General features: G+C 64.9%; 22 protein-coding genes and 1 CRISPR repeat array. Of the genes, 19 read left to right on the forward strand and 3 right to left on the reverse strand.

Annotated elements, in window-relative coordinates:
* Positions 1-3 precede the first annotated feature (3 nt).
* On the reverse strand, positions 4-804 hold the full coding sequence (locus tag NL1_RS14765; RefSeq protein ID WP_067839579.1) for an inositol monophosphatase family protein: 801 nt from the start codon (positions 802-804) through the stop codon (positions 4-6).
* On the reverse strand, positions 801-1550 hold the full coding sequence (locus NL1_RS14770) for a DUF5919 domain-containing protein (protein ID WP_067839582.1): 750 nt from the start codon (positions 1548-1550) through the stop codon (positions 801-803). Before NL1_RS14770 ends, NL1_RS14765 begins: the two co-directional genes overlap by 4 nt.
* A 180-nt stretch (positions 1551-1730) precedes the next feature.
* On the opposite strand from NL1_RS14770, the gene NL1_RS14775 reads away from it, so the two are divergent.
* Genes NL1_RS14775 through NL1_RS14835 form a run of 14 tightly spaced genes read left to right on the forward strand, consistent with a single transcriptional unit; the run spans position 1731 to position 9977 of the window.
* Positions 1731-2186 carry a hypothetical protein gene (locus NL1_RS14775; RefSeq protein ID WP_067839585.1) on the forward strand — a complete coding sequence of 152 codons (456 nt, stop codon included), beginning with the start codon at positions 1731-1733 and terminating at the stop codon, positions 2184-2186.
* A gap of 26 nt (positions 2187-2212) precedes the next feature.
* Positions 2213-2821, forward strand: coding sequence for a DUF2637 domain-containing protein (locus NL1_RS14780; protein WP_084510615.1), 609 nt, complete (start codon positions 2213-2215; stop codon positions 2819-2821).
* Positions 2821-3057, forward strand: a complete 237-nt coding sequence (locus tag NL1_RS14785) for a hypothetical protein (RefSeq protein ID WP_067839591.1) — start codon at positions 2821-2823, stop codon at positions 3055-3057. Before NL1_RS14780 ends, NL1_RS14785 begins: the two co-directional genes overlap by 1 nt.
* A complete protein-coding gene (locus NL1_RS14790; protein ID WP_067839594.1) occupies positions 3057-3251 on the forward strand; it encodes a hypothetical protein in 195 nt (64 codons plus the stop codon). The genes NL1_RS14785 and NL1_RS14790 overlap by 1 nt, the downstream gene beginning before the upstream one ends.
* Positions 3248-4546, forward strand: coding sequence for an FtsK/SpoIIIE domain-containing protein (locus NL1_RS14795; protein ID WP_067839597.1), 1299 nt, complete (start codon positions 3248-3250; stop codon positions 4544-4546). The genes NL1_RS14790 and NL1_RS14795 overlap by 4 nt, the downstream gene beginning before the upstream one ends.
* Entirely contained in the window at positions 4543-4866 is a 324-nt protein-coding gene (locus NL1_RS14800; RefSeq protein WP_067839599.1) for a hypothetical protein, read from the forward strand. Before NL1_RS14795 ends, NL1_RS14800 begins: the two co-directional genes overlap by 4 nt.
* Positions 4863-5066, forward strand: a complete 204-nt coding sequence (locus NL1_RS14805; protein ID WP_067839601.1) for a hypothetical protein — start codon at positions 4863-4865, stop codon at positions 5064-5066. The genes NL1_RS14800 and NL1_RS14805 overlap by 4 nt, the downstream gene beginning before the upstream one ends.
* Positions 5063-5356: a hypothetical protein gene (locus tag NL1_RS14810; protein WP_067839604.1), complete on the forward strand. Its 294-nt coding sequence runs from the start codon at positions 5063-5065 to the stop codon at positions 5354-5356. Before NL1_RS14805 ends, NL1_RS14810 begins: the two co-directional genes overlap by 4 nt.
* Positions 5353-6027: a DNA cytosine methyltransferase gene (locus tag NL1_RS14815; RefSeq protein WP_067839607.1), complete on the forward strand. Its 675-nt coding sequence runs from the start codon at positions 5353-5355 to the stop codon at positions 6025-6027. Before NL1_RS14810 ends, NL1_RS14815 begins: the two co-directional genes overlap by 4 nt.
* Positions 6024-6191 carry a hypothetical protein gene (locus NL1_RS37555; RefSeq protein ID WP_156094855.1) on the forward strand — a complete coding sequence of 56 codons (168 nt, stop codon included), beginning with the start codon at positions 6024-6026 and terminating at the stop codon, positions 6189-6191. The genes NL1_RS14815 and NL1_RS37555 overlap by 4 nt, the downstream gene beginning before the upstream one ends.
* On the forward strand, positions 6188-6826 hold the full coding sequence (locus tag NL1_RS14820; protein WP_067839610.1) for a hypothetical protein: 639 nt from the start codon (positions 6188-6190) through the stop codon (positions 6824-6826). Before NL1_RS37555 ends, NL1_RS14820 begins: the two co-directional genes overlap by 4 nt.
* Positions 6823-8538 carry a replication initiator gene (locus NL1_RS14825; RefSeq protein WP_245673279.1) on the forward strand — a complete coding sequence of 572 codons (1716 nt, stop codon included), beginning with the start codon at positions 6823-6825 and terminating at the stop codon, positions 8536-8538. The genes NL1_RS14820 and NL1_RS14825 overlap by 4 nt, the downstream gene beginning before the upstream one ends.
* A complete protein-coding gene (locus NL1_RS14830) occupies positions 8539-8769 on the forward strand; it encodes a helix-turn-helix transcriptional regulator (RefSeq protein ID WP_245673281.1) in 231 nt (76 codons plus the stop codon).
* A gap of 11 nt (positions 8770-8780) precedes the next feature.
* On the forward strand, positions 8781-9977 hold the full coding sequence (locus tag NL1_RS14835) for a tyrosine-type recombinase/integrase (RefSeq protein ID WP_245673283.1): 1197 nt from the start codon (positions 8781-8783) through the stop codon (positions 9975-9977).
* A 398-nt stretch (positions 9978-10375) separates the two neighbouring features.
* Here the strand turns inward: NL1_RS14835 and NL1_RS14840 are convergent, their stop codons facing one another.
* Positions 10376-10918, reverse strand: coding sequence for a DUF4760 domain-containing protein (locus NL1_RS14840; RefSeq protein ID WP_156094856.1), 543 nt, complete (start codon positions 10916-10918; stop codon positions 10376-10378).
* 1040 nt (positions 10919-11958) lie between these two features.
* Positions 11959-14440: a CRISPR direct-repeat array (repeat unit 30 nt; unit sequence GTCCTCATCGCCCCTGCGAGGGTTGGCAAC).
* A gap of 234 nt (positions 14441-14674) precedes the next feature.
* Here NL1_RS14840 and cas6 point away from each other — a divergent pair.
* The 5 genes from cas6 to cas3 all read left to right on the forward strand — a co-directional run bounded on the left by cas6 (position 14675) and on the right by cas3 (position 20889).
* Positions 14675-15403 carry a CRISPR-associated endoribonuclease Cas6 gene (gene cas6 / locus NL1_RS14845; RefSeq protein ID WP_067839619.1) on the forward strand — a complete coding sequence of 243 codons (729 nt, stop codon included), beginning with the start codon at positions 14675-14677 and terminating at the stop codon, positions 15401-15403.
* A gap of 257 nt (positions 15404-15660) precedes the next feature.
* Entirely contained in the window at positions 15661-16797 is a 1137-nt protein-coding gene (locus NL1_RS14850; protein WP_156094857.1) for a hypothetical protein, read from the forward strand.
* Positions 16794-17846, forward strand: a complete 1053-nt coding sequence (gene cas7i / locus NL1_RS14855; protein ID WP_067839624.1) for a type I-B CRISPR-associated protein Cas7/Cst2/DevR — start codon at positions 16794-16796, stop codon at positions 17844-17846. Before NL1_RS14850 ends, cas7i begins: the two co-directional genes overlap by 4 nt.
* Entirely contained in the window at positions 17843-18517 is a 675-nt protein-coding gene (gene cas5, locus NL1_RS14860; RefSeq protein WP_067839627.1) for a CRISPR-associated protein Cas5, read from the forward strand. Before cas7i ends, cas5 begins: the two co-directional genes overlap by 4 nt.
* 14 nt (positions 18518-18531) lie before the next feature.
* Complete coding sequence (gene cas3 / locus NL1_RS14865; protein ID WP_218024418.1) at positions 18532-20889, forward strand: CRISPR-associated helicase Cas3'; 2358 nt, start codon at positions 18532-18534, stop codon at positions 20887-20889.
* Position 20890: the final 1 nt, after the last annotated feature.

Raw genomic sequence — 20890 nt, forward strand, 5'->3', positions numbered from 1 at the left:
AGGTCAGGCCGTGTTTCGGATGAGTTCGAGCAGCTGACGCGCGATTGCCGGCGTGGCGGCCACCGTGTCGGTCGACATCAAGCTGTGGTCATGGCCTGCGGAGTCGGTGACCAGGGCTCCAGCCTCACGCGCTATGAGAACGCCAGCTGCGGTATCCCACGGTTTGTTGGACAGGATGACGCACGCATCGGTCCTGCCATCTGCCACCCATGCGAGATCCAGTGCGGCCGATCCGAACATCCTCACACGTTCGACGGCGGCTGCAAGCGCACTTGTCAAGACGATTCGTCGCTGATTCTTGGTGTTGGCCCCGACACCAACGGCATAATCGCCAAGGGACACAATGGATTCCGTTAATGCCCGCGCTCGGCTGGAGCTAATGGGCTCGCCGTTCGAGAATGCTCCGCCGTCGGCGGCAGCGTAGTACTCCAGTCCTAGAAATGGCGCAAGAATGACGCCGATGCTCGGGTGCCCGTGCTCGACGAGTGCGAGCGAGACAGCGGACAGCGGGATTCCGTGAATGAAGTTGGACGTACCGTCGATCGGGTCGAGTACCCACATGGCGTTGTTGGTCGCCAGACTCGGCTGGAGTTCGGCGAGCTCTTCGCCGAGAAAATCTATCTCGGGTGTGGTCTCGGCAAGGTATTGGCGGACTGCTGCTTGAACGCGCAGGTCGAGATCGGTGACGAAATCACGGTCGCCCTTCTGCGTAATTTGGCCTGGTTCCGCCTTCGCTAGAAGCTCACCGCCGATCGCAACCGCTCGTCGAGCGATCTCCAGTAATGCGTTCGCTCCGGCTGTCATTCCGCGGCGACTTCCTTTCCGGTACTCCACATCGATTCAAACACTTGGGCAAAGGTGTCGAAGATCCCCGGCTGATCCGTCCTGCGAGCTACAAACGTCGGAGACTCAACACCTCTCGCGCTGGGCAAGTACGGCTGAGTGATGCACGTCTTCTTGTCGATGACGGTGATGTTGAACCTGACTGGCTCGTCATAGGTTCGGATCAGGATCGCGCCGGTACTCCGTGCCGAGATCTTGTTTTGCAGGCGAATCAGAGATCGGATGTTGATCTCGGTCAAGCTGGTGAGCACTCCGGTGTTGTGGCCTTCCTCCTCTTCTCGTGCGCGGATGTGTTTGCCGTCAGGGTCCAGAAATAGGCATCGAATCGTCGTTCCTGCTGCGACGAGTTTGAGGAGGTCGTTGTCGGAGTACTGCTGGCAGAGCAAGTTTAGCGACAGCCCAGACATGTCGATCGTGGTGGCACCTTCGAACAGCTGCCTTGGCGGCATGGCCTGGGTGAACTCTGCGCGAGTGGTGTAGACGGCTTCGACATCGGCGAACTGCCGGCGGGGCGCAGCCTCGGGCCAGAGATAGTCCTCCGATTCGTGGAGAAGCGCTGTGAGTGCATAGCGGTGTTTGGGATATGGCACCCGCTCTTTCGTGATCCACCGCTCGACAGTCTTAGCGTCGACCCCGAGGGATTCAGCCGCGGACTGTGGGGTGAGTCCGTTCTGGAGCAGGGCCGTCCGCAGTCGTTCATTCGCCATCGTCCATCACTCCAACCTAGGGGCATCTAGGGACGAGCATAGACGTCTCTGGACGTCCTCGGAAGTCTATTTCAGGGGTTATTCCGTCCCTATCCATCGCGGGATTCTGAGTGTGTTAGTTCCAGCGGCCAAGACGTCAGTCGAACGCCGAAATGTCAATCAACACAAGGAGTTTGAGCGATGGCTTTGAAGGATGTGTGGCTGGCACCGGTGGGCGCGGAGGCGTGGCCGAAGGGTCTGTACCTGATGGGTGAGATCGCGCCGGTGTTGGAGTTCAGTTCGGACCGCAACGCGAAGAAGCGTCAGGAGGTCGACCTGAACGAGGACGGCACTGGAACGGGGAAGCGGTTGTGGAAGGGCACGGTGTCGGACCCGACCGCGATGGGAGCGAAGAACTCTAGCTTCGATGTGGTGTTCGTCGCGGATGTGCAACCGGTCCCGGCGGCTGCGGAGATCGCTCCGGGGATTACCCCGATCGAGCTGGAAGGCGCGATGGTCAAGCCGCGGGTGGTGGGCAACGGCGAGTACAAGTCGATCGGCTGGTATGTCCGCGCGAGCGGGATCAAGGGTGACACCTCCGGCGCCAAGCAGGTTCCGGCCGATCCGGGCGCGGCCCGCCAGTCGAAGGCGGCGTGATGTGGGCGGCGGGCCAGTCGGCGGGGATGCGGTATGTGCGTTGGTCCGCCGCAGCAATCATCGTCGCGGTGGGCGCGGCGGCGTTCCGGCTCAGTTTCACCACTCTGCGTGATCTGGCTGTCCTCGCCCACATCCCCGCACAGGATGCGTGGCTGTTCCCGCTAATCGTGGACGGCACCATCCTTCTGGCGACGTTCGGGGTGCTGGTGTGCACCGGTGCCCCGGAGCGTCGGTTCTTCCTCGGCGTTCTGGTCATCGGCTCGGCGGTCTCGGTGGCAGGTAACTCCCTGCACGCGGTCGCGGCGGGAAACGCCTTGCCGGGGTGGGCTTCGGCTCTGGTCGCGGCCATCGCCCCGATATCCCTGCTCGCCGACACGCACGGCCTGGCGCTGCTGGTTCGTGTGGCACAACGCAATTCGGCTCCCGTCCAAGTGCCCGCTGCGGTGGTGGATGAGATGGCCGAAGACCTTGCCGCCTCGGAGCTCGTGGCCGATCCGGCTTCCGAACCCGAACGGGTGCCGGTGGCCGCTCCCGATTTCCGCCCGGTGCCGAAACCGGTTCCGGTGCAACCAGTTCGTTCGCGGCCGGTGCAGACGATGCTGCCGATCGCGGTTCCCGTTGGAGGTGTTTCCTGATGTCTGACCATCCGTTCATTTCGATTCTGACAGGCAGCGATAGCGGCTCGGGCGAGGCGTTGAACGCTCGCTGGGGCAGCGCCGTCGACATGGTGGTGATCTCGCTCGGTCAAGGGCAGATGTTCTTGCCGCTGCTGGATGCCGCCAAGCTGCACACCCAGTTGGGCGAGGTGCTGACCGAACAGCTCACGCAGACGCTGACCATCGATCCCGGCGACACGAAAGCGGTGGCGTGATGTTCGCGGTGATGTTCGCCCGCCCGGGTTTGGTTGCCCTGTTCGTGTTCGCCGCCCTGTTCGTGCTGCCCGTGACGCTGCTGCTGACCGTGGACCGCGAACCCTCCGGCGAGATCCCATGGACCCCGGCCCGCCCGGATGGCTGCGTGATGTTCTGCCCGAATCCTGTTGCCGGAGAGAGTGATCGGCGATGACGCTGACAAGTTTGCTGGTCACCACGGGCGTCGTCGCCGCATCGGGCGGGCTGGTCTGGTTGCGTCACCTCGGTTCGGGCCCGCGGCCGCTGACCGTCGCCGACATCGCCGCCGACGCGCCGCCCGAGCTGCGGACCGCGGTGTCGATCCTGGCCGACCCCGGACAGACCAACCTGATGCTCGCCGCACTCGGGTTGGGCTCCCTCGATGGCGGATTCCCGTACGTGGAGCGCTACGACTACACCGATCACGGCCTCGACGTCGAGGTGATGATGCTCGGCGGTCAATCGCTGTCGGACTGGTCGAACGACGAGACCTTGGCTCAGTTCGCCACGTATTTGAGCGTCCCGAAGGTGACAGCGTCGTCGCCTGCTCCGAGCTGGGTCCGTCTCCAGGTGAGGGCGTGGGACACCCTCGCTGCTCCGTCAACGTTGCCGGGTGCGGTTCACAACGGTGTGGACCTGGAGGCGGTCCCGGTCGGGGTTCGGGAGGACGGCGGGCTGTGGCTGCTGCGTCTGCTGTATGCCCACATCCTGCTCGCCGGCGCGATGGGCTCGGGCAAGGGCTCGGTGTTGTGGTCGATCATCGCCGGTATCGGCCCCGCCATCAAAGCCGGGCTGGTGGATGTGTGGATGGCAGACCCCAAGGGCGGCATGGAGTTCGGGCGCGGCGCCAAGTTGTGGGTGCGGTTCGAATGGACCGCTGAAGGCATCCTCGCCATGCTCACCGAGGCCGAGAAGCTGATGCAGGAACGCGCGGCTCGGCTGCGTGAGGCCGGTATCCGCAAGCTCGTCCCGACCACCGATGAGCCGCTGATCCTGATCATCATCGATGAGTCTGCCGCCCTGTCGGCGTATGCGACTCGTGATCAGCAACTGGAGTTCCAGCGCCTGACTGGGCTGTTGCTGTCGCAGGGCCGCGCGGTCGGGGTCGCGCTGATCGCCGCTTTGCAGGACCCGTCCAAGGAGACGATGCCGAATCGGCAGCTGTTCCCGGTCCGCGTCGGCCTGCGCCTGGACGAACCCACCCAAACCAGCATGGTCCACGGCCAAGGCGCCAAGGACCGCGGCGCTCGCTGCCACGAAATCCCTGACACCACACCGGGTGTCGGTTACGTCGGCGAAGACGGCACCACCGAGTTCGTGCGGGTGCGCGCCTTCTGGGTCTCCGACGAAACCGCCGACGCGATCGTCGACGCCTACGCCCCAGTCGAGAACTTCGCTCCTGCTGAGGATTACAGCGGCTTCGACCCCGACGACCTCGGCGACGGTGACGTGGACGGGGTGGCGGCATGAAACGCGGATTCGTCACCGAAACCCACGTAGTCGTCTACTGCGAAAGCTGCGGGGACCACTACACCGAGGACGAGAACGAAGCCATCTGCTTCGACTCCATCGCCCAGGCCATCAACCACCTGGACTTGCAGGCCGCCGGCGTCGGCTGGCTGTTCGACGGCAACACGGTCGTCTGCGACGGCTGCCGGGCCACCAACTACTGCATCGAGCACGGCCACTCCTTCCCCGCCACCTGGCAGGCCACCACCTGGCCGCTGGGCACCACCCGTTCCCGCACCTGCGACCGATGCGGCGTCCCCGAAATCGAGGCCCAGAAATGACCAGCAAGAACACCGCCCGCAAGACCACCGCGGCCCGCTACGCCGACAACGTCATCGACCTTCAGGCTCGCCGTCGCTGCCAGCTGGAAGCGCGCGGCCTGGACCCGCTCGCGATCGCGGTCAACGTCCTGGCCGAAACCGGCTCGGTCCTGGCCTGGAACGCCAGCGACGACTACGACGGTGGGGACTGGGCGGCATGAGCACCACCGAGCAGGCGCGCGGCTACTGGAAGCCCGCCGCGGGCATTGATTTCCACCGAGTGGCGGTGTCTGTCGATCGTGGCCGGGTGCGCGAATCGTGCGAGGTGTTCGCCAATGTCGTTCCCGCTGCCGAACAGGGCCGACAAATCCAATTGGTCTTGCACAAGGAAGCACAGTTCGCGGCCGTGGCGCACCTGGCCATGACCGTAGACGATGCGATCGCAGTAGTACGTGTGCTGCAAGCAGCAATCCGCCAGGCGGTCGGAACCGATGAGCGAGGTGCGCCATGACTACCAGCAAACGGCCGCGGCTACTGGACCTGTACTGCAAGGCCGGCGGCGCCAGCATGGGCTACCACCTCGCCGGGTTCGACGTCGTCGGCGTGGACATCGAAGCACAACCGCACTACCCGTTCACCTTCCACCAGGCCGACGCTCTGCAATACCTGGCTCAGTACGGCCACGAGTACGACGCCATCGCCGCCTCCCCACCGTGCCACGACCACACCACCCTCGCCTCCCGCGCCGGGGTGAACGGATCCGGATGGCTGCTGGAAGCCACCCTGGATGCATTGGCGGCTCAGCCGATGCCGTGGATCGTGGAGAACGTCATGGGCGCGAAGATGCGTCGGGACGTGGTGTTGTGCGGCAGCATGTTCGGGCTCCGCACCTACCGGCATCGCCAGTTCGCCATCGATCCGCGGATTCCGCTGCTGCCCCCGATCCCGTGGCATCCCGCCCACACCGTGCGCACGAGTATGAAGAAGCGCCGCCGCGACTTCGACGCCGGCATGAACATCTCCGTCACCGGGGACGTGAACGCCTGGGTCGGGCCGGCGTGCATGGGCATCGACTGGATGACCGGTGACGAACTCGCCCAAGCCATCCCACCCGCCTATACCCACCACCTCGGTGCGTTCCTGCTCGACTACCTCACCGATCCCGAGGCGGTGGCGGCATGAGCGAGAACACCACACCCGAAGCACCGCAGGTAAATCCGCTCACCACCAAAGCCGCGGCCGGGGTCCGGAAACGCCGTACCCGCAAGCCGGCGCCGATGCCGTCCTTCGCTCCGACTCCGGGGCAACTGTCGCTGTTCGACCTGTCCGAGGGGGACCCGTCATGACCAAGACCACGACTACCATCCAGACCGACGCCGACCCGTTCGACGCCATTCTCACCGGACTCGGCCACCTGATCCTGGGGACAGTGTTCGCTGCCGCGCTGGTGGTGAAATGGGCCATCCTGTTCCCGGTCCTGTCGATCCCGACCGTGCTGGTGGTGCTCGCCGGCGTGGCGTTGGGGTGGCCGTTCGGGGTTGGGTTCGGGGTGGTGTTCGCCGCGGGGATCATGCTCTGGCGCTGGAAGCGTCCGGAGATGTTCGAGCGGTGGATCACCACCCGGGCACGGCACCGGTTCCTTACCTGGTTCCGCTACCGCCGACGCTGGACCCGGCTGCTCACCGCCTGCCACCTGACCGTCACCACCGACGACCGCACCACCGTGCCGCGCCTGTTGGATGTGCGGATCGGGGACAGCGTGGATCTGGTGCGGGTGCGGATGCTGCCCGGCCACTGCCCGGCCGATTGGGAGAACCGCACCGACCACCTGGCGCACGCCTTCGGCGCCCAGGAATGCCGCGCCACCATCACTGGACCGGCGACCGTGGAACTCGCCTTCCGCCACGGTGATTCGCTGGCCGACCCGATCGCGCTCCCGCACATCGATGGCGGGCTCGACTGGGGAAAGGAGGCAGCGTGACCACCACTGATCCGGTGGTTCCGGTTGTCCGGCAGACCGCGGCCCAGCGTCGTAGCCTGCCGGATTTCCGGGATGTAGCCGAATCCCTGGCCGATGAGCAGAAGGTGTGCCGTCGCCCGGTCCCGATGCGCGCCGAAGACCCCCGCACCCTGACGGTGTCGTATGTGGGTGCCCCCTGCAAGTCCACGATCGCCTCGACGTGTCCGTCGTGTGCGGCCAACAACAGGCATCTGCGCATGACTCAGTGCAGTGATGGGTGGCATCTGGATCGTGAACCGGTGGATGTGTCGAAAGAACCGTCCGAGGTTCAGAAAGCGATCCTGGCTGCGCGTTGCGACCTGTTCGATCGGTACCGGGCAGCGGAAGACGATGGCGATTTCGATCTGATGGCCGGTATCCGGGAGGTCGTCGCCGATCTGGATCGGGAGATGCGCGAGACCGGATTCCGCGGCCGACTGCCTGCCCTGGACGCGAAATCGAAGGATCGGCGCAAGCGTTCGACCCGACGCCGCCAGGATGCCCCGGACCTGCCCCGGCACAAGGTGCAGAAGTACACGATCCGTGAGGCGTATCCGGGTGGGCATCGACCGGGCATGTTCATCACCCTCACCATGCCCTCCTACGGGCGGATCAACCGCGACGGCGCGGTCGATGCCGAGGGCAAGGTGTGCTCGGACGGCTCACCGATCAACCCCGGCACCTATGACTATGTGCGGGCGGCGCGGGACATCGTGCACTTCTCGCGGTTGTTCGATCGCTGGATTCAGAACATGCGCCGTGCAGTCGGCTACAACCTCCAGTACTACGCCACCGTCGAACCCCAGAAACGCGGCGCCCCGCATCTGCACATCCTGATCCGCACCGACATCCCCCGCGAACTGATCCGGAAAGTCACCGACGCCACCTATCACCAGGTGTGGTGGCCGCACTTCGACCACCCCGCCTACACCGGTGACGTGATGGCGGTGTGGGACCCGAAAGCGTTGACCTTCACCGATCCGCACACCCGCCGACCGTTGCAGTCCTTCGACGACGCGCTGGACGTGATGGATTCGGTGGACGACCTCGAACCCGCCCACGTGCTGCGCTTCGGTGTCCAGGTCGACCCGCGTCACGTCCGGGGCGTAGTGCCGGGCGCCGAAGCAGACAAGACCATCCGCTACGTCACCAAGTACCTCACCAAGTCCATCGCCGAAGTCCTCGACACCGATTCCGACCGCACCGCCGCGCACTACGACCGCCTGCACGCCGAACTGCAACGCACCCCGTGCTCGCCTCGCTGCGCGGTGTGGCTCCGCTACGGCATCGTGCCCAAGGGCGCGACCGACAAGACGATCCCGGGCCGCTGCAAGGGCAAAGCACACCGCCGAGACACCCTCGGTCTGCCGGGGCGGCGGGTCCTGGTCTCGCGGAACTGGTCGGGCAAGAACCTGCCCGACCACAAAGCCGACCGCGCCGATTTCGTTCGGCAACTCCTCGCCTCGGTCGGCATCGTCAAACCCGATCGCTCCCACCTGATCGTCACCCCGGTCGAACCCGGCGACAAATCAGTGCCGCCCCGCGATCACCTGATCATGGCCGCCATTGCTCAACGCACCACCTGGCGAGCCGAATACACCCGCGCACTGTTGGAAGCAGGTCCGCCCAGGTTGGGACATTCACGTGAAAATGTTGTGGCACAACAAAATTCGACCATTCGAGAAGCGGCATAGGTGGTGGTGATCATGGATACACGTCTGGTGGACGGCAAGCTGTATTCGACGGCCGAGTTAGCGTTGCTGCTGGGAATCGATCCGTCGAGCTTACGGCGGTGGCGTACGGCAAACCCGCCAACGGGGCCCGCGTTCGTGCGCGTGTCGCCTCGGGTGGTGAAGTACGCCGCCGAGGATATCGAAGCTTGGCTTCGCGATTCGCGCACCGACCCGCGCCACCTGGCGGCGTGATGAGCCCAGATGTGAATATCCCTGTCGGTCTTCGCCTTTCGGTGGATATTGAGGAACGTGCGGACTACGGTCGCCGGCCGTTCAAGGCTCGGGTGCGTTGGACCGAGCCGGGGACAAAGAAGCGTCCGTCTGTGTCGGAGCCGTTTGAGACCCGGGAAGAAGCCGAGGCGTGGATTGCGCGTCTGCAACGCAAAGCGGCCCAGGGGATCGATCCGAAGACGGCCACGATGCGGCTGGCCGAGTACGGCGACGCGAACATGGACCTGGCGCTGCGCGGGCTGGAAAACAAGACCCTCGATCCGTACAAGGCTGGTTGGCGTAAGCGGGTGGTGCCGTCGCTGGGGCATCTGCCGGTGGCGATGGTGACCAACGGTGCGGTGGACCGGGCGGTAGTGGGCTGGATAGGTGACGGTGCGGGCAAGTCGACAGTGAAGAACAGTCTCGCGGTGTTGGTCCGGGTGATGGAACAGGCCGTTCGCGACGAGATCCGCGATACCAACCCGGCGCGGGTACGGGGCTGGCAGAAGCTCTACCAGCAGATCGAAGACGAATTGGACGACCCGCGGTCGCTGGCATTGCCCAACTGGTCGGCGCTGGCGACGCTGGCGGATGCTCTGGTGAACGGTTCGGCAGATCACTATCGAGGCTGGGGTGACGTGGTGATCTTCGCTGCGTGCACCGCCTGTCGAATCGGGGAGGTCTCCGGTTGTCGCGTCAAGGACATCGACGTCAAGTCGTGGACGTGGAAGGTGCGTCGACAGACCACGCCGTCACCGGGCGGGATGGAGGACAAGGGCACCAAGGGCAACCGTGCTCGTGAGGTTCCGTTGATCGAGGAAGTTCGACAACTGGTGACCGATCGGCTCGCCGCGATCGGACGCGACCCGGATGCGCGACTATTCACCGGGCCGCGCGGGGGACGTATCGCTACCGGTGTTCTGCGGGATGCGACCCATTGGGACGAGGTCGTCTCAGCTCTCGGCTACGACCATCTTCGGCGTCACGATCTGCGGCATACCGGGCTGACGTGGATGGCCGATGCCGGTGTGAGTCTGCATGTCCTTCAGAAAATCGCCGGACATGCCGACAGTCGCACCACCGAGCGATATCTGCACCCGGATCTGTCGGAGATCACCGGGGCCGGTGACAAGCTCTCCGGACACCTGCGGTCCCGTTCTGGTCCCGCTCTCCGGGTGGTGGGCAAATGACAAAACCCTCTCCGATCCAGGTCGGAGAGGGTTTCTAGTCTGTCGGGCTGACAGGATTTGAACCTGCGACCACTTGACACAAGATCAATTTTTCCTGACCTCGGTGAACTAGACGAATCTGACCTGATCAATGCCTGTTTCACCCTCAGGAACAAGCCGCCGAATCCGCGCGAATGCGGACGAATGTGCCTCAAAGTGTGGAGTTTCTGTTATTCGCCAGCCGTCGCGGCCGGTCGTCGACGGCTGCGCGGCAGCGCGCGCCGCCACACCGCGAGTTGCCGTATCGAGCGCACTACTGTGCCGACTGGGCGGGCTCCGCTCACGGCGTCTCGCAAGACCGTCGCGGCTAGCCGATCAGCCCGCGGACACTCCCACTGATGTGGTGTCAGGGACTCGCATCAGTCCGACGGAGAAGGCAAGACATGGTTTCGAGCTTGAGATCGGCGCGACAGCAGAAGCTTGTGCGAGTCAGGAGGTAGTCTGCGGGCGCGGTCTACGTAGAACTCCAACAGGCTTAGCCAATGCTCTTGGCCGAATGAGGCTTTGGCTCGCTCAGCACGGATGTACGGTACGGCGGCATCCCAGACCGCAATCATCCTTGAACGTACTTGCGCAAGAATCAGATCCTCTTGCAGTACTCCCATCGCTATCTGCGTGGCGATGAACTGGTAGAAGTACACAACGTCGACGAAGGCCTCTCGCTTATCCGGAGGAAGATCGGAGAAGCCGATGCTTGGATCTGCAGGTGGCGCAAGCTCGACAACCGTCTTGTGGTGGTCATGAAACCTGACGGATCTGAACTCGGCCATCATGCTGGCCATCGTCGGTAGGTGGTTTGAGTAGCGCGACAGGCGTTGTTGCCGGATCGCCAAGGTCGAGGATGCAGCTACCGCTGCTATCGAGACGAGAAGTGCGATGCAACTGATGAGTATCGTCAACATGTCTATCCGTACTGTGCGCACCGGGGCGGGAAGACTCCGGGCTCTAAGCCTAGATGCCGGTATAGCTGTTGTCCCGCGTGTTGATTCCCAACTCGATTGTGCGCGTGGGGGTATCACCTTGCGCCCTGATACGACGGGTATGGACGCATCGCGCCATGGAGCGGTTAGGCGGGATACTGCGATCCTGAGATCAAGACAGGATTGCTGCGATTCGGGCATGGTACTCCCGGCCACTCGAGGTGGTGCGTCGATAGAGACGCTCCGGGTGAGCGTGCGCCCCACCCGGAGCACTCTCTGTTTATCACCTGGTCCAAGCTGTCGCACGCCTGGGCGTCCAAAGCTCTGCCCCAGAAGCCCTGCCGACGTCGGTGTCCGCCGCGCCCCACGGCGAGTGCGTGGGTGAGATGGAACAACTCCGACCCACTCGACGATCCGGGCTGTGACTACCTACAGAAGGTATCCATTGAGCGTAAGCAGGTTGGTAGAACCCGCGACCAATGGAGTCGAAGTCCGTGGCATGCCTATTTATCCGTTCGGATTCCACTAAGTAGCTTTCCATACTCCTATCAGGACGAATGGAAGAAGTTGGCAACAAGTCGGATTCGTTGAGGTTCGGCGGCACTTGACCATCTTCGGATGAAAATAGAGAGTAAATAGAGACTTTCAGGAGCCGTCGTGCACGCGGTGGTCGAATCTCGTACTCGATCGACTGTCAACCTGACCATTTACATGGCGGATGAGCAAAGGCCCAGCGAAGAGGGCTTGTCATCGCAACATCGCCACTGCTCAACCTGCGCCAGCGGATGCGCATATACACCGACGGTTCGTTCCCCGAGTCGCCCTCTGGAGCAACCGCCGAGAGCCGCCAGCTCAGGAACGGATCGCCAGCCCACCGCCAGCTGCGTGACGGGCCGACTAGGACCGCTCCCTCTACGCTGGTGCAGCGACACGCCGTATCCGTTGACGTTACCGGAGGTTCATTGCAGATCCGATCGTTTCCCACTGCAATACGTCGTTCTGGACTGGGCCTTTACCCTGGGGTCCTCATCGCCCCTGCGAGGGTTGGCAACGTGGGATCGGTGACGCGGCGGGCGGGTGGACGCCAGGTCCTCATCGCCCCTGCGAGGGTTGGCAACGCAGCCAGTAGGCGTTGCGGTAGAAGCCGATCGAGTCCTCATCGCCCCTGCGAGGGTTGGCAACAGCTTCTGGCACCGCGGGGTGAAGGTGGACCCGACCGTCCTCATCGCCCCTGCGAGGGTTGGCAACACGGCGGCGCTGTCGAGCAGTTGGGTCACCGCCGTGTCCTCATCGCCCCTGCGAGGGTTGGCAACTCGCTGCTCACCGCTCCATGCCCTCTCGGTCATGGCCGGTCCTCATCGCCCCTGCGAGGGTTGGCAACACGGCGAAGCCAAGCTCACCGACTACGACGTCGTGTGTCCTCATCGCCCCTGCGAGGGTTGGCAACGCGAGCAGCTCGTCGATCCACCGTGTGTCGCCGCCGGTCCTCATCGCCCCTGCGAGGGTTGGCAACTGAGTCACCTGTCCATGATGTCGGGCACCCCCGGCGTCCTCATCGCCCCTGCGAGGGTTGGCAACTGGGCATGAAGCCGCCACCTTCGCCGGAGCGGGCGGTCCTCATCGCCCCTGCGAGGGTTGGCAACTCTGAGTAGTGGCTGCCGAGTGGCCCGAATGCGCGCGTCCTCATCGCCCCTGCGAGGGTTGGCAACGCGGTCCATCCGGTGATCTCGGTATAGGTGTCTACGAGGTCCTCATCGCCCCTGCGAGGGTTGGCAACTCTTGCCGCGGCCGCGGGCCAGCTCCCGATCCTCCAGTCCTCATCGCCCCTGCGAGGGTTGGCAACCCGTCGACATCTACGGCGGTGAGGTCATCTTCGCCACGGGTCCTCATCGCCCCTGCGAGGGTTGGCAACGTGGCCGCCCAGCACTCGAACAGCAAGGTCGCGTAGGGTCCTCATCGCCCCTGCGAGGGTTGGCAACTCGCGATCCCGAGCTCGACAGCAAGCTCGGGGATCTCGGGTCCTCATCGCCCCTGCGAGGGTTGGCAACGGTGAGTGGCGGGACGGTTACACCACATACACGGAAGTCCTCATCGCCCCTGCGAGGGTTGGCAACGCCTCGGCCAGCGCGGCCGGGTCCAGATCCGCAGGTCCTCATCGCCCCTGCGAGGGTTGGCAACGCGTTTCCCGTCCGGCCCCGGTGGCAGCTCGACGCGTCCTCATCGCCCCTGCGAGGGTTGGCAACTGGGACTGCTCGGGTATCGCAGGCGGTGCGTGGGCGGTCCTCATCGCCCCTGCGAGGGTTGGCAACGCCAAGACGAGCCCGTTCGCGGCGCGATTCACCCAGGTCCTCATCGCCCCTGCGAGGGTTGGCAACGGCCAATGCGTCACGCCCCCGGCTGGTGTCGCCGAGTAGTCCTCATCGCCCCTGCGAGGGTTGGCAACGGTCGTGTGAGGCAGTGCCGTGGAAGACCGGGATATGTCCTCATCGCCCCTGCGAGGGTTGGCAACTGGTGCGCGCGCTGGGTGCGCCAGTGCTCGATCAGCGGTCCTCATCGCCCCTGCGAGGGTTGGCAACGCGAGCAGTTCCGACGGGGCCGTGCCGAGCGCCGAGGCGTCCTCATCGCCCCTGCGAGGGTTGGCAACTGAGTCAGCCACCGCTTGACCAACTTCGCCGCGCTGGTCCTCATCGCCCCTGCGAGGGTTGGCAACCCGATCGCCCGGCGCACCGGCTACCGGTGGGCCGCCGGTCCTCATCGCCCCTGCGAGGGTTGGCAACCCCATCTCCTCGCGCGCAGAGTCGACAGCCGACACGTCCTCATCGCCCCTGCGAGGGTTGGCAACTCGGACCACACCGCGCGGTAGGGCTGCTGCGCCTCGTCCTCATCGCCCCTGCGAGGGTTGGCAACGGGCCGCGGCGGCGCAGCATGCTGGCCACGGTGGACGTCCTCATCGCCCCTGCGAGGGTTGGCAACATGACGGGACTGCTCACGAATTCGCTCCTCAGACAAGGTCCTCATCGCCCCTGCGAGGGTTGGCAACGCCTAGGTGAAGCGGCTACCGCTGCCGCTGCCGCTGGTCCTCATCGCCCCTGCGAGGGTTGGCAACGGCCCGAGCGGGTGACCAGCCGGGCAGGACTCCGACGTCCTCATCGCCCCTGCGAGGGTTGGCAACCCGCCCTGCTGGAAGCTGCGGACGATGAGGTCGAGCGGTCCTCATCGCCCCTGCGAGGATTGGCAACTACGGCATCAGCACCAGCGCCGTCAGGAACCAGGTCCACATTGGCCCTGCGAGGGTTGGCAACTCCACGGCTTCGGCCGCGTCCTCGATCAAGTCCTCATTGTCCTTATCGCCCCTGCGAGGGTTAGCAACTCGGTCAACGGGTCGAAGGCGTACTAGTCGCGCTCGAACGTCCTCATCGGCCCTGCGAGGGTTGCAAGAGCTGAACCGCCACGGCCCGCTGCGGTCGACGGGTAGTCCTCATCGCCCCTGCGCGCGGTGGCACCCAGTCTGGGCGGTCTCCGCGACAGGAGCCCCGAGTGTCATCCCGATCTCCCGCGCGAGGGCGGGCAGCGAATACATAGACACCGTCGAGTGAAGGGGCAGATGCAGACTCATAATCCCGCAGAGGTCCGTGCTTTGCGGCTAAGCCTGCACGCAGGCAGTTCGAGCAGTCTGCTGCGGGTTGTCGGTGGGTGCCGGTACGGTTGCCCGAGCTGCTTCACATTGGGGATGGAGGTATGGTGCGGCTGAGAATTGGGGTGTCGACGTCGGCGCGAGAAGTGCCGTGGGACAAGGTTCTTGAACCCGGCCGGGCGGTTTGTTATCGGTTGCTGACTGATGCGGCGCCTGCGTTGGCTCGACGTTTGCACGAGCATGGCTGGGGTCGGTACGGGATGGTGCCGTTCGGCTATTCCGGGCCGGTCTTTCCACATGCGGCGAAACGGCGCGGTGTCTACTCCGCGGGCGGCAACGGCTATCTGGAGCTTGGCAGCCCGCTACCGGAGGTGATCGCGGCGTGGTCGGTGGCGTTGTCGGGGCGTCAGCTGATCGATTGGGGCGGTGTGGCGTTGCGTGTCCACGACATCGCGTTGGTCGAGACAGCAGCGGATACCGATACCGCGCGGTTCCGTACCCGGACGCCTGTGGTGATGAAGGGTTCCGGTCGTGATGACAGCGGGCAGCGGACGACGCGGCAAGCGTGGGTGTTGCCGACCGAACCTGAGTTCCACCACTACTTAGAGCACAATCTGCGCCGTAAGGCCGAGACCTTGGATTTGGCACCGGAAGTGGCGTTGGACAACATCAGCTGGGTGGGTCCGAAGCGGTCGTTCGCTGTGGGTGACGGACTCAAACCCGGTGCCGCGGTCGAGGTCATCCTGCGCGGCAATGCGAACGTGCTCAATGCGATTCGTGATTGGGGGCTCGGGCAGGCGAACGCAGCCGGGTTCGGCTGGGTGGCGGCATGAAATCCGCCCCTAGCACCGTCGAGACACGGGTGCAGCTGACACCTCACCCGCTCCAACGGGTGGGTGCGTACGCGCTGCTTCGCCTGGCCGGAGTGAAGGGTTCGCAAAGGGACCCGGAGTCGTTGACGGCGCGGGAAGTCGAGTCCGCACGTGCCGTGATGACCGGTGATGTCGTTGCGACCTCCAGACTCGCAGACACCAAAGCGCCCGGGTCGTTTTGGTTGTCGGCGAGCTATCTGTTCTGGCCGAACTCGAAGATGAACACCACCAATCGCAAATCGCTGACCGTACAGCAGCGTCACGAGCAGATCGAGCAGTGGCGCCAACTTCCCTCGCAGCTGGTGGGGGTGCCGTGTGCGTTGTGCGGTCAGGAGGCGTGTGGTTTCTACGGCAAGGTCGATGTGCCGTTGGCGGCCAGTGCCGAGCACCGCAACACGACGGTGCCCGGCCACGACGGTATGGCTTTGTGCGCGGGCTGTCTGACCAGTTTCTACGCGCTGCCCTACGGGTGTTCGATCCGCGGCGGTAAGGCGGCTGCGCTGCACAGCTGGGACGACGGTGTTTTGGCGCAGGTGACGGGTCGTCAGGTGCGTCGGACTCGCCAGCAGGTCGGGATGTCCTCGACAGAGGCCACCGCACAACCGTATTCCCGTGAGGTGGAGGCGCTACGTGCGCTGCGCACCTACGAGGATCGGATGCGCGATGGGGTGGAGCTGTATGTGTTCAGCAACTCCAACAAGGCCCAGACCCTCGATGTTTACGTGATCGAGCAGCCGCTGGCCGAGTGGCTGCGCTCCACCCTGCATTCGACGGCGCTGACCACAGGGTTTCGCTATTTGGTCCGCGCCCATCACACGGCGAAGGTGGCGGGGTCGGTTCGTCTGGCCTACAACGCCTTCCACGCTCCGCACCGTGTGCCGATGGCGGCGGTGTCCTATCTCGCACGGCTGACCAAAGAATTGGGTGCGCCTCCGCCGGAGACGAGCGCGCTCGCCGAGGTGTATCGATCGTTCATCAAGGAGGTTTTCGACGTGGCGCAGCGTGACGTCGATCAGATAGTCCGGCTCGGTAGCGGGATCGGTGAGCTGCTACGCGAGAAGCCGCAACGGGGCACCCTCAAGGAATTCGAGCACGCCCATTCGGATGCGGCCAAGCTTCAGAGCTGGCTCAAACGTCAGGCCACGGCGTGGACCCTGCACCGGGGGGTAGCCGAACCGTTGGTCACCACCGAACAGTGGCGGCTGTTGTTCGAACCCGGTGACCGAGTGCGGTTCCACCGCGATCTGCTGTTCATCTCGGTGCTGGAGTACCTGGCGCGACATGAGTGGCTCGCGGGCGTGGCCAGTGACCGTGATGACCACGACGACACCATTCTTGTGGAGGAAGACCAGTGACCTATCTCGTGGGCAAGATCGCCCTGGACATCACCGCCGGAGCGCCGAACAACGCCCGCGGCGAAAGCAACGTCGGTGAAGTAAAGAAGATGTTTATCGGCCGCAACCTCCACCCGTATGTGTCGGCGCAAGCGTTTCGGCGGTGGGTGCGCGACAGTCTGCCACCGGATGTGGCGGTATCGCCGGTGACTCGGTCGGGTTCGAAGGCCAATCAGCAGGCGTACACCGCCGGACGCCCGGACCTCTACATTGACGACGATCTGTTCGGTTACATGGTTGCGCTGAAAGACGGCAGCTATCAACGAGACACGGTGTTGGCGACCGGCACCCTGGTGTCGGTGGTACCGCGGCGACCGACCCCGGACTTCGGCACGATGAGTCGCGGGTTCGGTCCCGACGAGAACCCGGTCATCCACGAGCACGAGCACTACTCGGCGGAGCTGGCTGGTGATGTCCTCGTCGACATCGCGCGGGTAGGTGTGTTCCAGTTGCAGGGCAGCGGGTTGCGGCGCAACCTCACCGACCCGGCAGCGAAGGAGGCCGAAGCCGCTGGCGCCGAGCGCACGAATTTCCGTGGCCTGGACAGCATTCGGTTGCCGATCGAGCAGCGCCGTCACCGGTTGGCGTTGCTGCTCAACACCCTCGCCGAAGTACGCGGCGGCGCGAAACGAGCCCTGCACTACGGGGAGCGCTCCCCTGCGCTGATGGTGCTGGCACCGCTCACAGGCGGTAACAACCCGTTCACCCGGGTGCTGACCGGTCGCGCGGCACGCGAGGACCAGGGGTACCCGCATCTGGAGACGGTGTTCGACACCGATGTTCTGCGCGAGGAGATCGAGGCCTGGCACGACGTGCTCGAAGGGCCGGTCCGTGTGGGGTGGGCGCCGGGGTTCCTCAGCGGTCAACGGGACCGTGCTCGTGAGGAACTCGACGATCTGATCAGCGATGGCACGGTGGTGATCGACCATCCACGGGTGCTGTTGCGGGGGTTGGCCAAGCAGGTCGAGGCCGGCGAGCACGACGATTGGTTCGAGGATCCGCAGCGGTGACAGATGCGCTGCAGGTGACCGTCACCGCGGCCGTCGCGTCGTTTCGGAACCCGTTGTATGCCGGGGTGCAGGTCGGGTTGCCGTGCCCGCCTCCGTCCACGATCGCGGGGATGCTGGCGGCCGCGGCGGGAGGGTGGGATCGGGTGCCGATCGGGCTGCGGTTCGGTGCGGCGTTCACCGCGGCCGGTGCCGGTACCGATCTCGAGACCTATCACCCGCTGGATGGGCGTGGACGCGCAACCGCGGCGACGCCGAAGGATCGGGAGTTTCTCGCCGATGTCGTGCTGACTGTGTGGCTGGTCGATGACCTCGATTTCTGGGGGGATGCGCTCCGGCGGCCGGTGTGGCCGCTGCGGCTGGGGCGTAGTCAGGATCTGGCCGCGGCACGCACCGAACGTGTCGAGTTGGTCGCCGCGGCCGGGCGACAGGGGCATGCGATCGTGCCGGCGTCCATGAGCGTCGCTGGAACGTTGCTTCGGCTGCCGACCGTGTTGAGCGTGGATCGGGCGCGCAACCGTTGGGACGGGTACCGGTACGCGAGAAGTGGTTCGGATCAGAGGATCGACACCGGATGCAGTGTGGCCCCCACTGAGCCGGGAGTAGTGGGTCAAGCGGTGGCGTTGCTGGGTGAGGTTCATCCGGGCCAGTTCGATTCCGGGCACGGGCGATGAATGCGTTGCGCCGGTTGCGTGCCAAAAGCCCGCATGCGGGCTACCCGCACGGCGAAGCACTGACTGACCACCTGTCGGCCACTCTTGCCGGTGCACGGCTGCTGCACGCGCGGGTCGGTCGCATCGACGCGGTGCCCGAAGGGTTTTGGCGGTGGGTGATGGTGGCGGCGTTGCTGCACGACGCGGGAAAGGTGCCTGAAGGTTTCCAGGCGATGGTCGCCGCACCACGCGGCCCGGTGTGGGGGCAACGCCACGAGGTGTATTCGCTCGGTTTCGTCGCCGATCTGCTGGCCCGATGGTCGAATGACGACCGGTCATGGGTGGGGCTGGGTGTCCTCACCCACCACCGCCCGCTGACCGGGCCGACGGGACGCGCGATATTCCCCACCCACCAGGACACCGATCCGACCGCGTTCGCCGCCCGATTCGGTCGCATCGACCCCGCCGCGCAGCTTCAGCTACGGGAATGGTTGGCAGCAGTGCTGCGTGCCGAAGAGCTGGCAACCGATGTTCCCGATCCCGGTGTCGATCTTGCCGAGTCCGGGTACCGATTGCTCGAAGCGCTGCGCAAGCAATGGGAATGGGCCGAGGACAACGATCCTGACGACTCCTTGACCGCAGTCCTGGTCCAAGGCGCGGTGACCTTCGCCGACCACGTCTCCTCCGCCCACAGCCAACTACTCCCCCATCAACCCGTCGATACGGCCTTCGCCCACCAGCTGAGCACCGACATGGCCGCCGCGGGCCGCAAGCTTCGCCGACACCAGTGCGAGGCCGCCGCACTCGACGGACACATGCTGCTGCGGACCCCGACGGGTTCGGGCAAAACCGAAGCGGCTGTGCTGTGGGCTGCTGGGCAGGTCGGGCATTTGCAGGCGCGCGGCGCTGGGCAGCCGCGGCTGTTCTACCTGCTGCCGTATCTGGCATCGATCAACGCGATGGTCGATCGGTTCGCCACCATGCTCGGCGACCCCGATGCCGTGGGCGTCGTGCATTCCAAAGCGGCGGCGTTCCACCTCAACCGTTCACTGTGTGTCACCGACGATTCGGTCGAGGCAGCGCGGCAAGCGGTGTCGAGAACCGCCGCGACCCGTCTGTTTCGGGAACTCGTTCGCATCGGCACGCCGTATCAGCTGTTGCGTGGGGCTCTGGCGGGGCCGGCGTGCGCATCGATCCTCATCGATGCGGCCAACTCGGTGTTCGTGCTCGACGAACTCCATGCCTACGAGCCGCAACGGATGGGCATGATCCTGTCGATGATCCGATTCTGGATCCGTCTCGGCGGCCGCATCTCAGTCATCTCGGCGACCCTGCCGCGGCGACTCGTAGAACTGCTCGACGAATGCGCCGCACCGACCGGATTCCAGCAAATCTACGCCCAGGACGGTCAATGGCCGCAACGTCACCGACTCCTGGTGGATGAAAGCCACCTGACCGGCGAGGGTTCGCGGGCGCGGATCGAGCGACGGCTGCGAGCGGGGCAGTCGGTGCTGGTGGTCGCCAATAACGTCGCCGATGCACGCGCGATTCATACTGCGCTGTCGCCGGTGGCACGGCAGCTGCTCGGCGACGATTCGGTGCTGCTGCTGCATTCCCGGTTCAAGACGATTGATCGCGCCGCGATCGAGTCGAAGATCCGCCAGCGTTTCGGCACCGGCCGCCCACACCAGCCGGGGTTGCTGGTGGCGACCCAGGTCGTGGAGGTGTCCCTGGATGTGTCCTTCGACGCTCTGCACACCAGCGGCGCCCCACTCGAGGCGTTGATCCAACGCTTCGGACGGGTCAACCGGACCGCGGATCGTCCGCCCGCCGACGTCGTCGTGCACCGACCCAACTATCGCCGTCGCGGCGGGAGCGCCGATGAGTGGGCCGACGGCGTCTACGAACACGAACCCACCGAACTCACCATGGCTGTGCTCGAAGCCCACACCGGCACTACCCTGGACGAACAGCTACTCGGCCGATGGCTCGACGAACTGTATGAGTCCCCGTGGGGACAACGATGGACACACCACGTCCGCCACAGCCTCGCTCACTTCGATGACCAGTTCCTCAGTTTCGAAGCCCCCTTCGATCACGCACGCCACGAACTGGCCGAGCGCTTCGATGACCTGTTCGACGGTGTCGAAGCAATACTCAGCGAAGACCGTGGTCGCTACGCTGCCGCTCTCGATGCTGTCGAGGACCTGCGTGCGGGGCGACTGCTCGGCAGCCAATACCTCATCCCGCTACCCCACTACGGCAAGTTCCTCGGCAGCTACGACAAAGACCTCAACGTGCTTGTCGTCGACGGCGACTACGACCCGGTCCAGGGCCTCGAGGCGATCCATCGCGACACCCACGCCAACTACCAACTCGGACAGGTCATCTGAG

It is taken from the genome of Nocardia lijiangensis NBRC 108240 (genome assembly GCF_001613045.1).
Classification (GTDB): Bacteria; Actinomycetota; Actinomycetes; order Mycobacteriales; family Mycobacteriaceae; genus Nocardia; species Nocardia lijiangensis.

Coding starts and splice junctions, on each gene's coding strand:
- NL1_RS14765 (WP_067839579.1), bottom strand. CDS start 804: ATGACAGCCGGAGCGAACGCATTACTGGAGATCGCTCGACGAGCGGTT.
- NL1_RS14770 (WP_067839582.1), bottom strand. CDS start 1,550: ATGGCGAATGAACGACTGCGGACGGCCCTGCTCCAGAACGGACTCACC.
- NL1_RS14775 (WP_067839585.1), top strand. CDS start 1,731: ATGGCTTTGAAGGATGTGTGGCTGGCACCGGTGGGCGCGGAGGCGTGG.
- NL1_RS14780 (WP_084510615.1), top strand. CDS start 2,213: ATGCGGTATGTGCGTTGGTCCGCCGCAGCAATCATCGTCGCGGTGGGC.
- NL1_RS14785 (WP_067839591.1), top strand. CDS start 2,821: ATGTCTGACCATCCGTTCATTTCGATTCTGACAGGCAGCGATAGCGGC.
- NL1_RS14790 (WP_067839594.1), top strand. CDS start 3,057: ATGTTCGCGGTGATGTTCGCCCGCCCGGGTTTGGTTGCCCTGTTCGTG.
- NL1_RS14795 (WP_067839597.1), top strand. CDS start 3,248: ATGACGCTGACAAGTTTGCTGGTCACCACGGGCGTCGTCGCCGCATCG.
- NL1_RS14800 (WP_067839599.1), top strand. CDS start 4,543: ATGAAACGCGGATTCGTCACCGAAACCCACGTAGTCGTCTACTGCGAA.
- NL1_RS14805 (WP_067839601.1), top strand. CDS start 4,863: ATGACCAGCAAGAACACCGCCCGCAAGACCACCGCGGCCCGCTACGCC.
- NL1_RS14810 (WP_067839604.1), top strand. CDS start 5,063: ATGAGCACCACCGAGCAGGCGCGCGGCTACTGGAAGCCCGCCGCGGGC.
- NL1_RS14815 (WP_067839607.1), top strand. CDS start 5,353: ATGACTACCAGCAAACGGCCGCGGCTACTGGACCTGTACTGCAAGGCC.
- NL1_RS37555 (WP_156094855.1), top strand. CDS start 6,024: ATGAGCGAGAACACCACACCCGAAGCACCGCAGGTAAATCCGCTCACC.
- NL1_RS14820 (WP_067839610.1), top strand. CDS start 6,188: ATGACCAAGACCACGACTACCATCCAGACCGACGCCGACCCGTTCGAC.
- NL1_RS14840 (WP_156094856.1), bottom strand. CDS start 10,918: ATGTTGACGATACTCATCAGTTGCATCGCACTTCTCGTCTCGATAGCA.
- cas6 (WP_067839619.1), top strand. CDS start 14,675: ATGGTGCGGCTGAGAATTGGGGTGTCGACGTCGGCGCGAGAAGTGCCG.
- NL1_RS14850 (WP_156094857.1), top strand. CDS start 15,661: ATGAACACCACCAATCGCAAATCGCTGACCGTACAGCAGCGTCACGAG.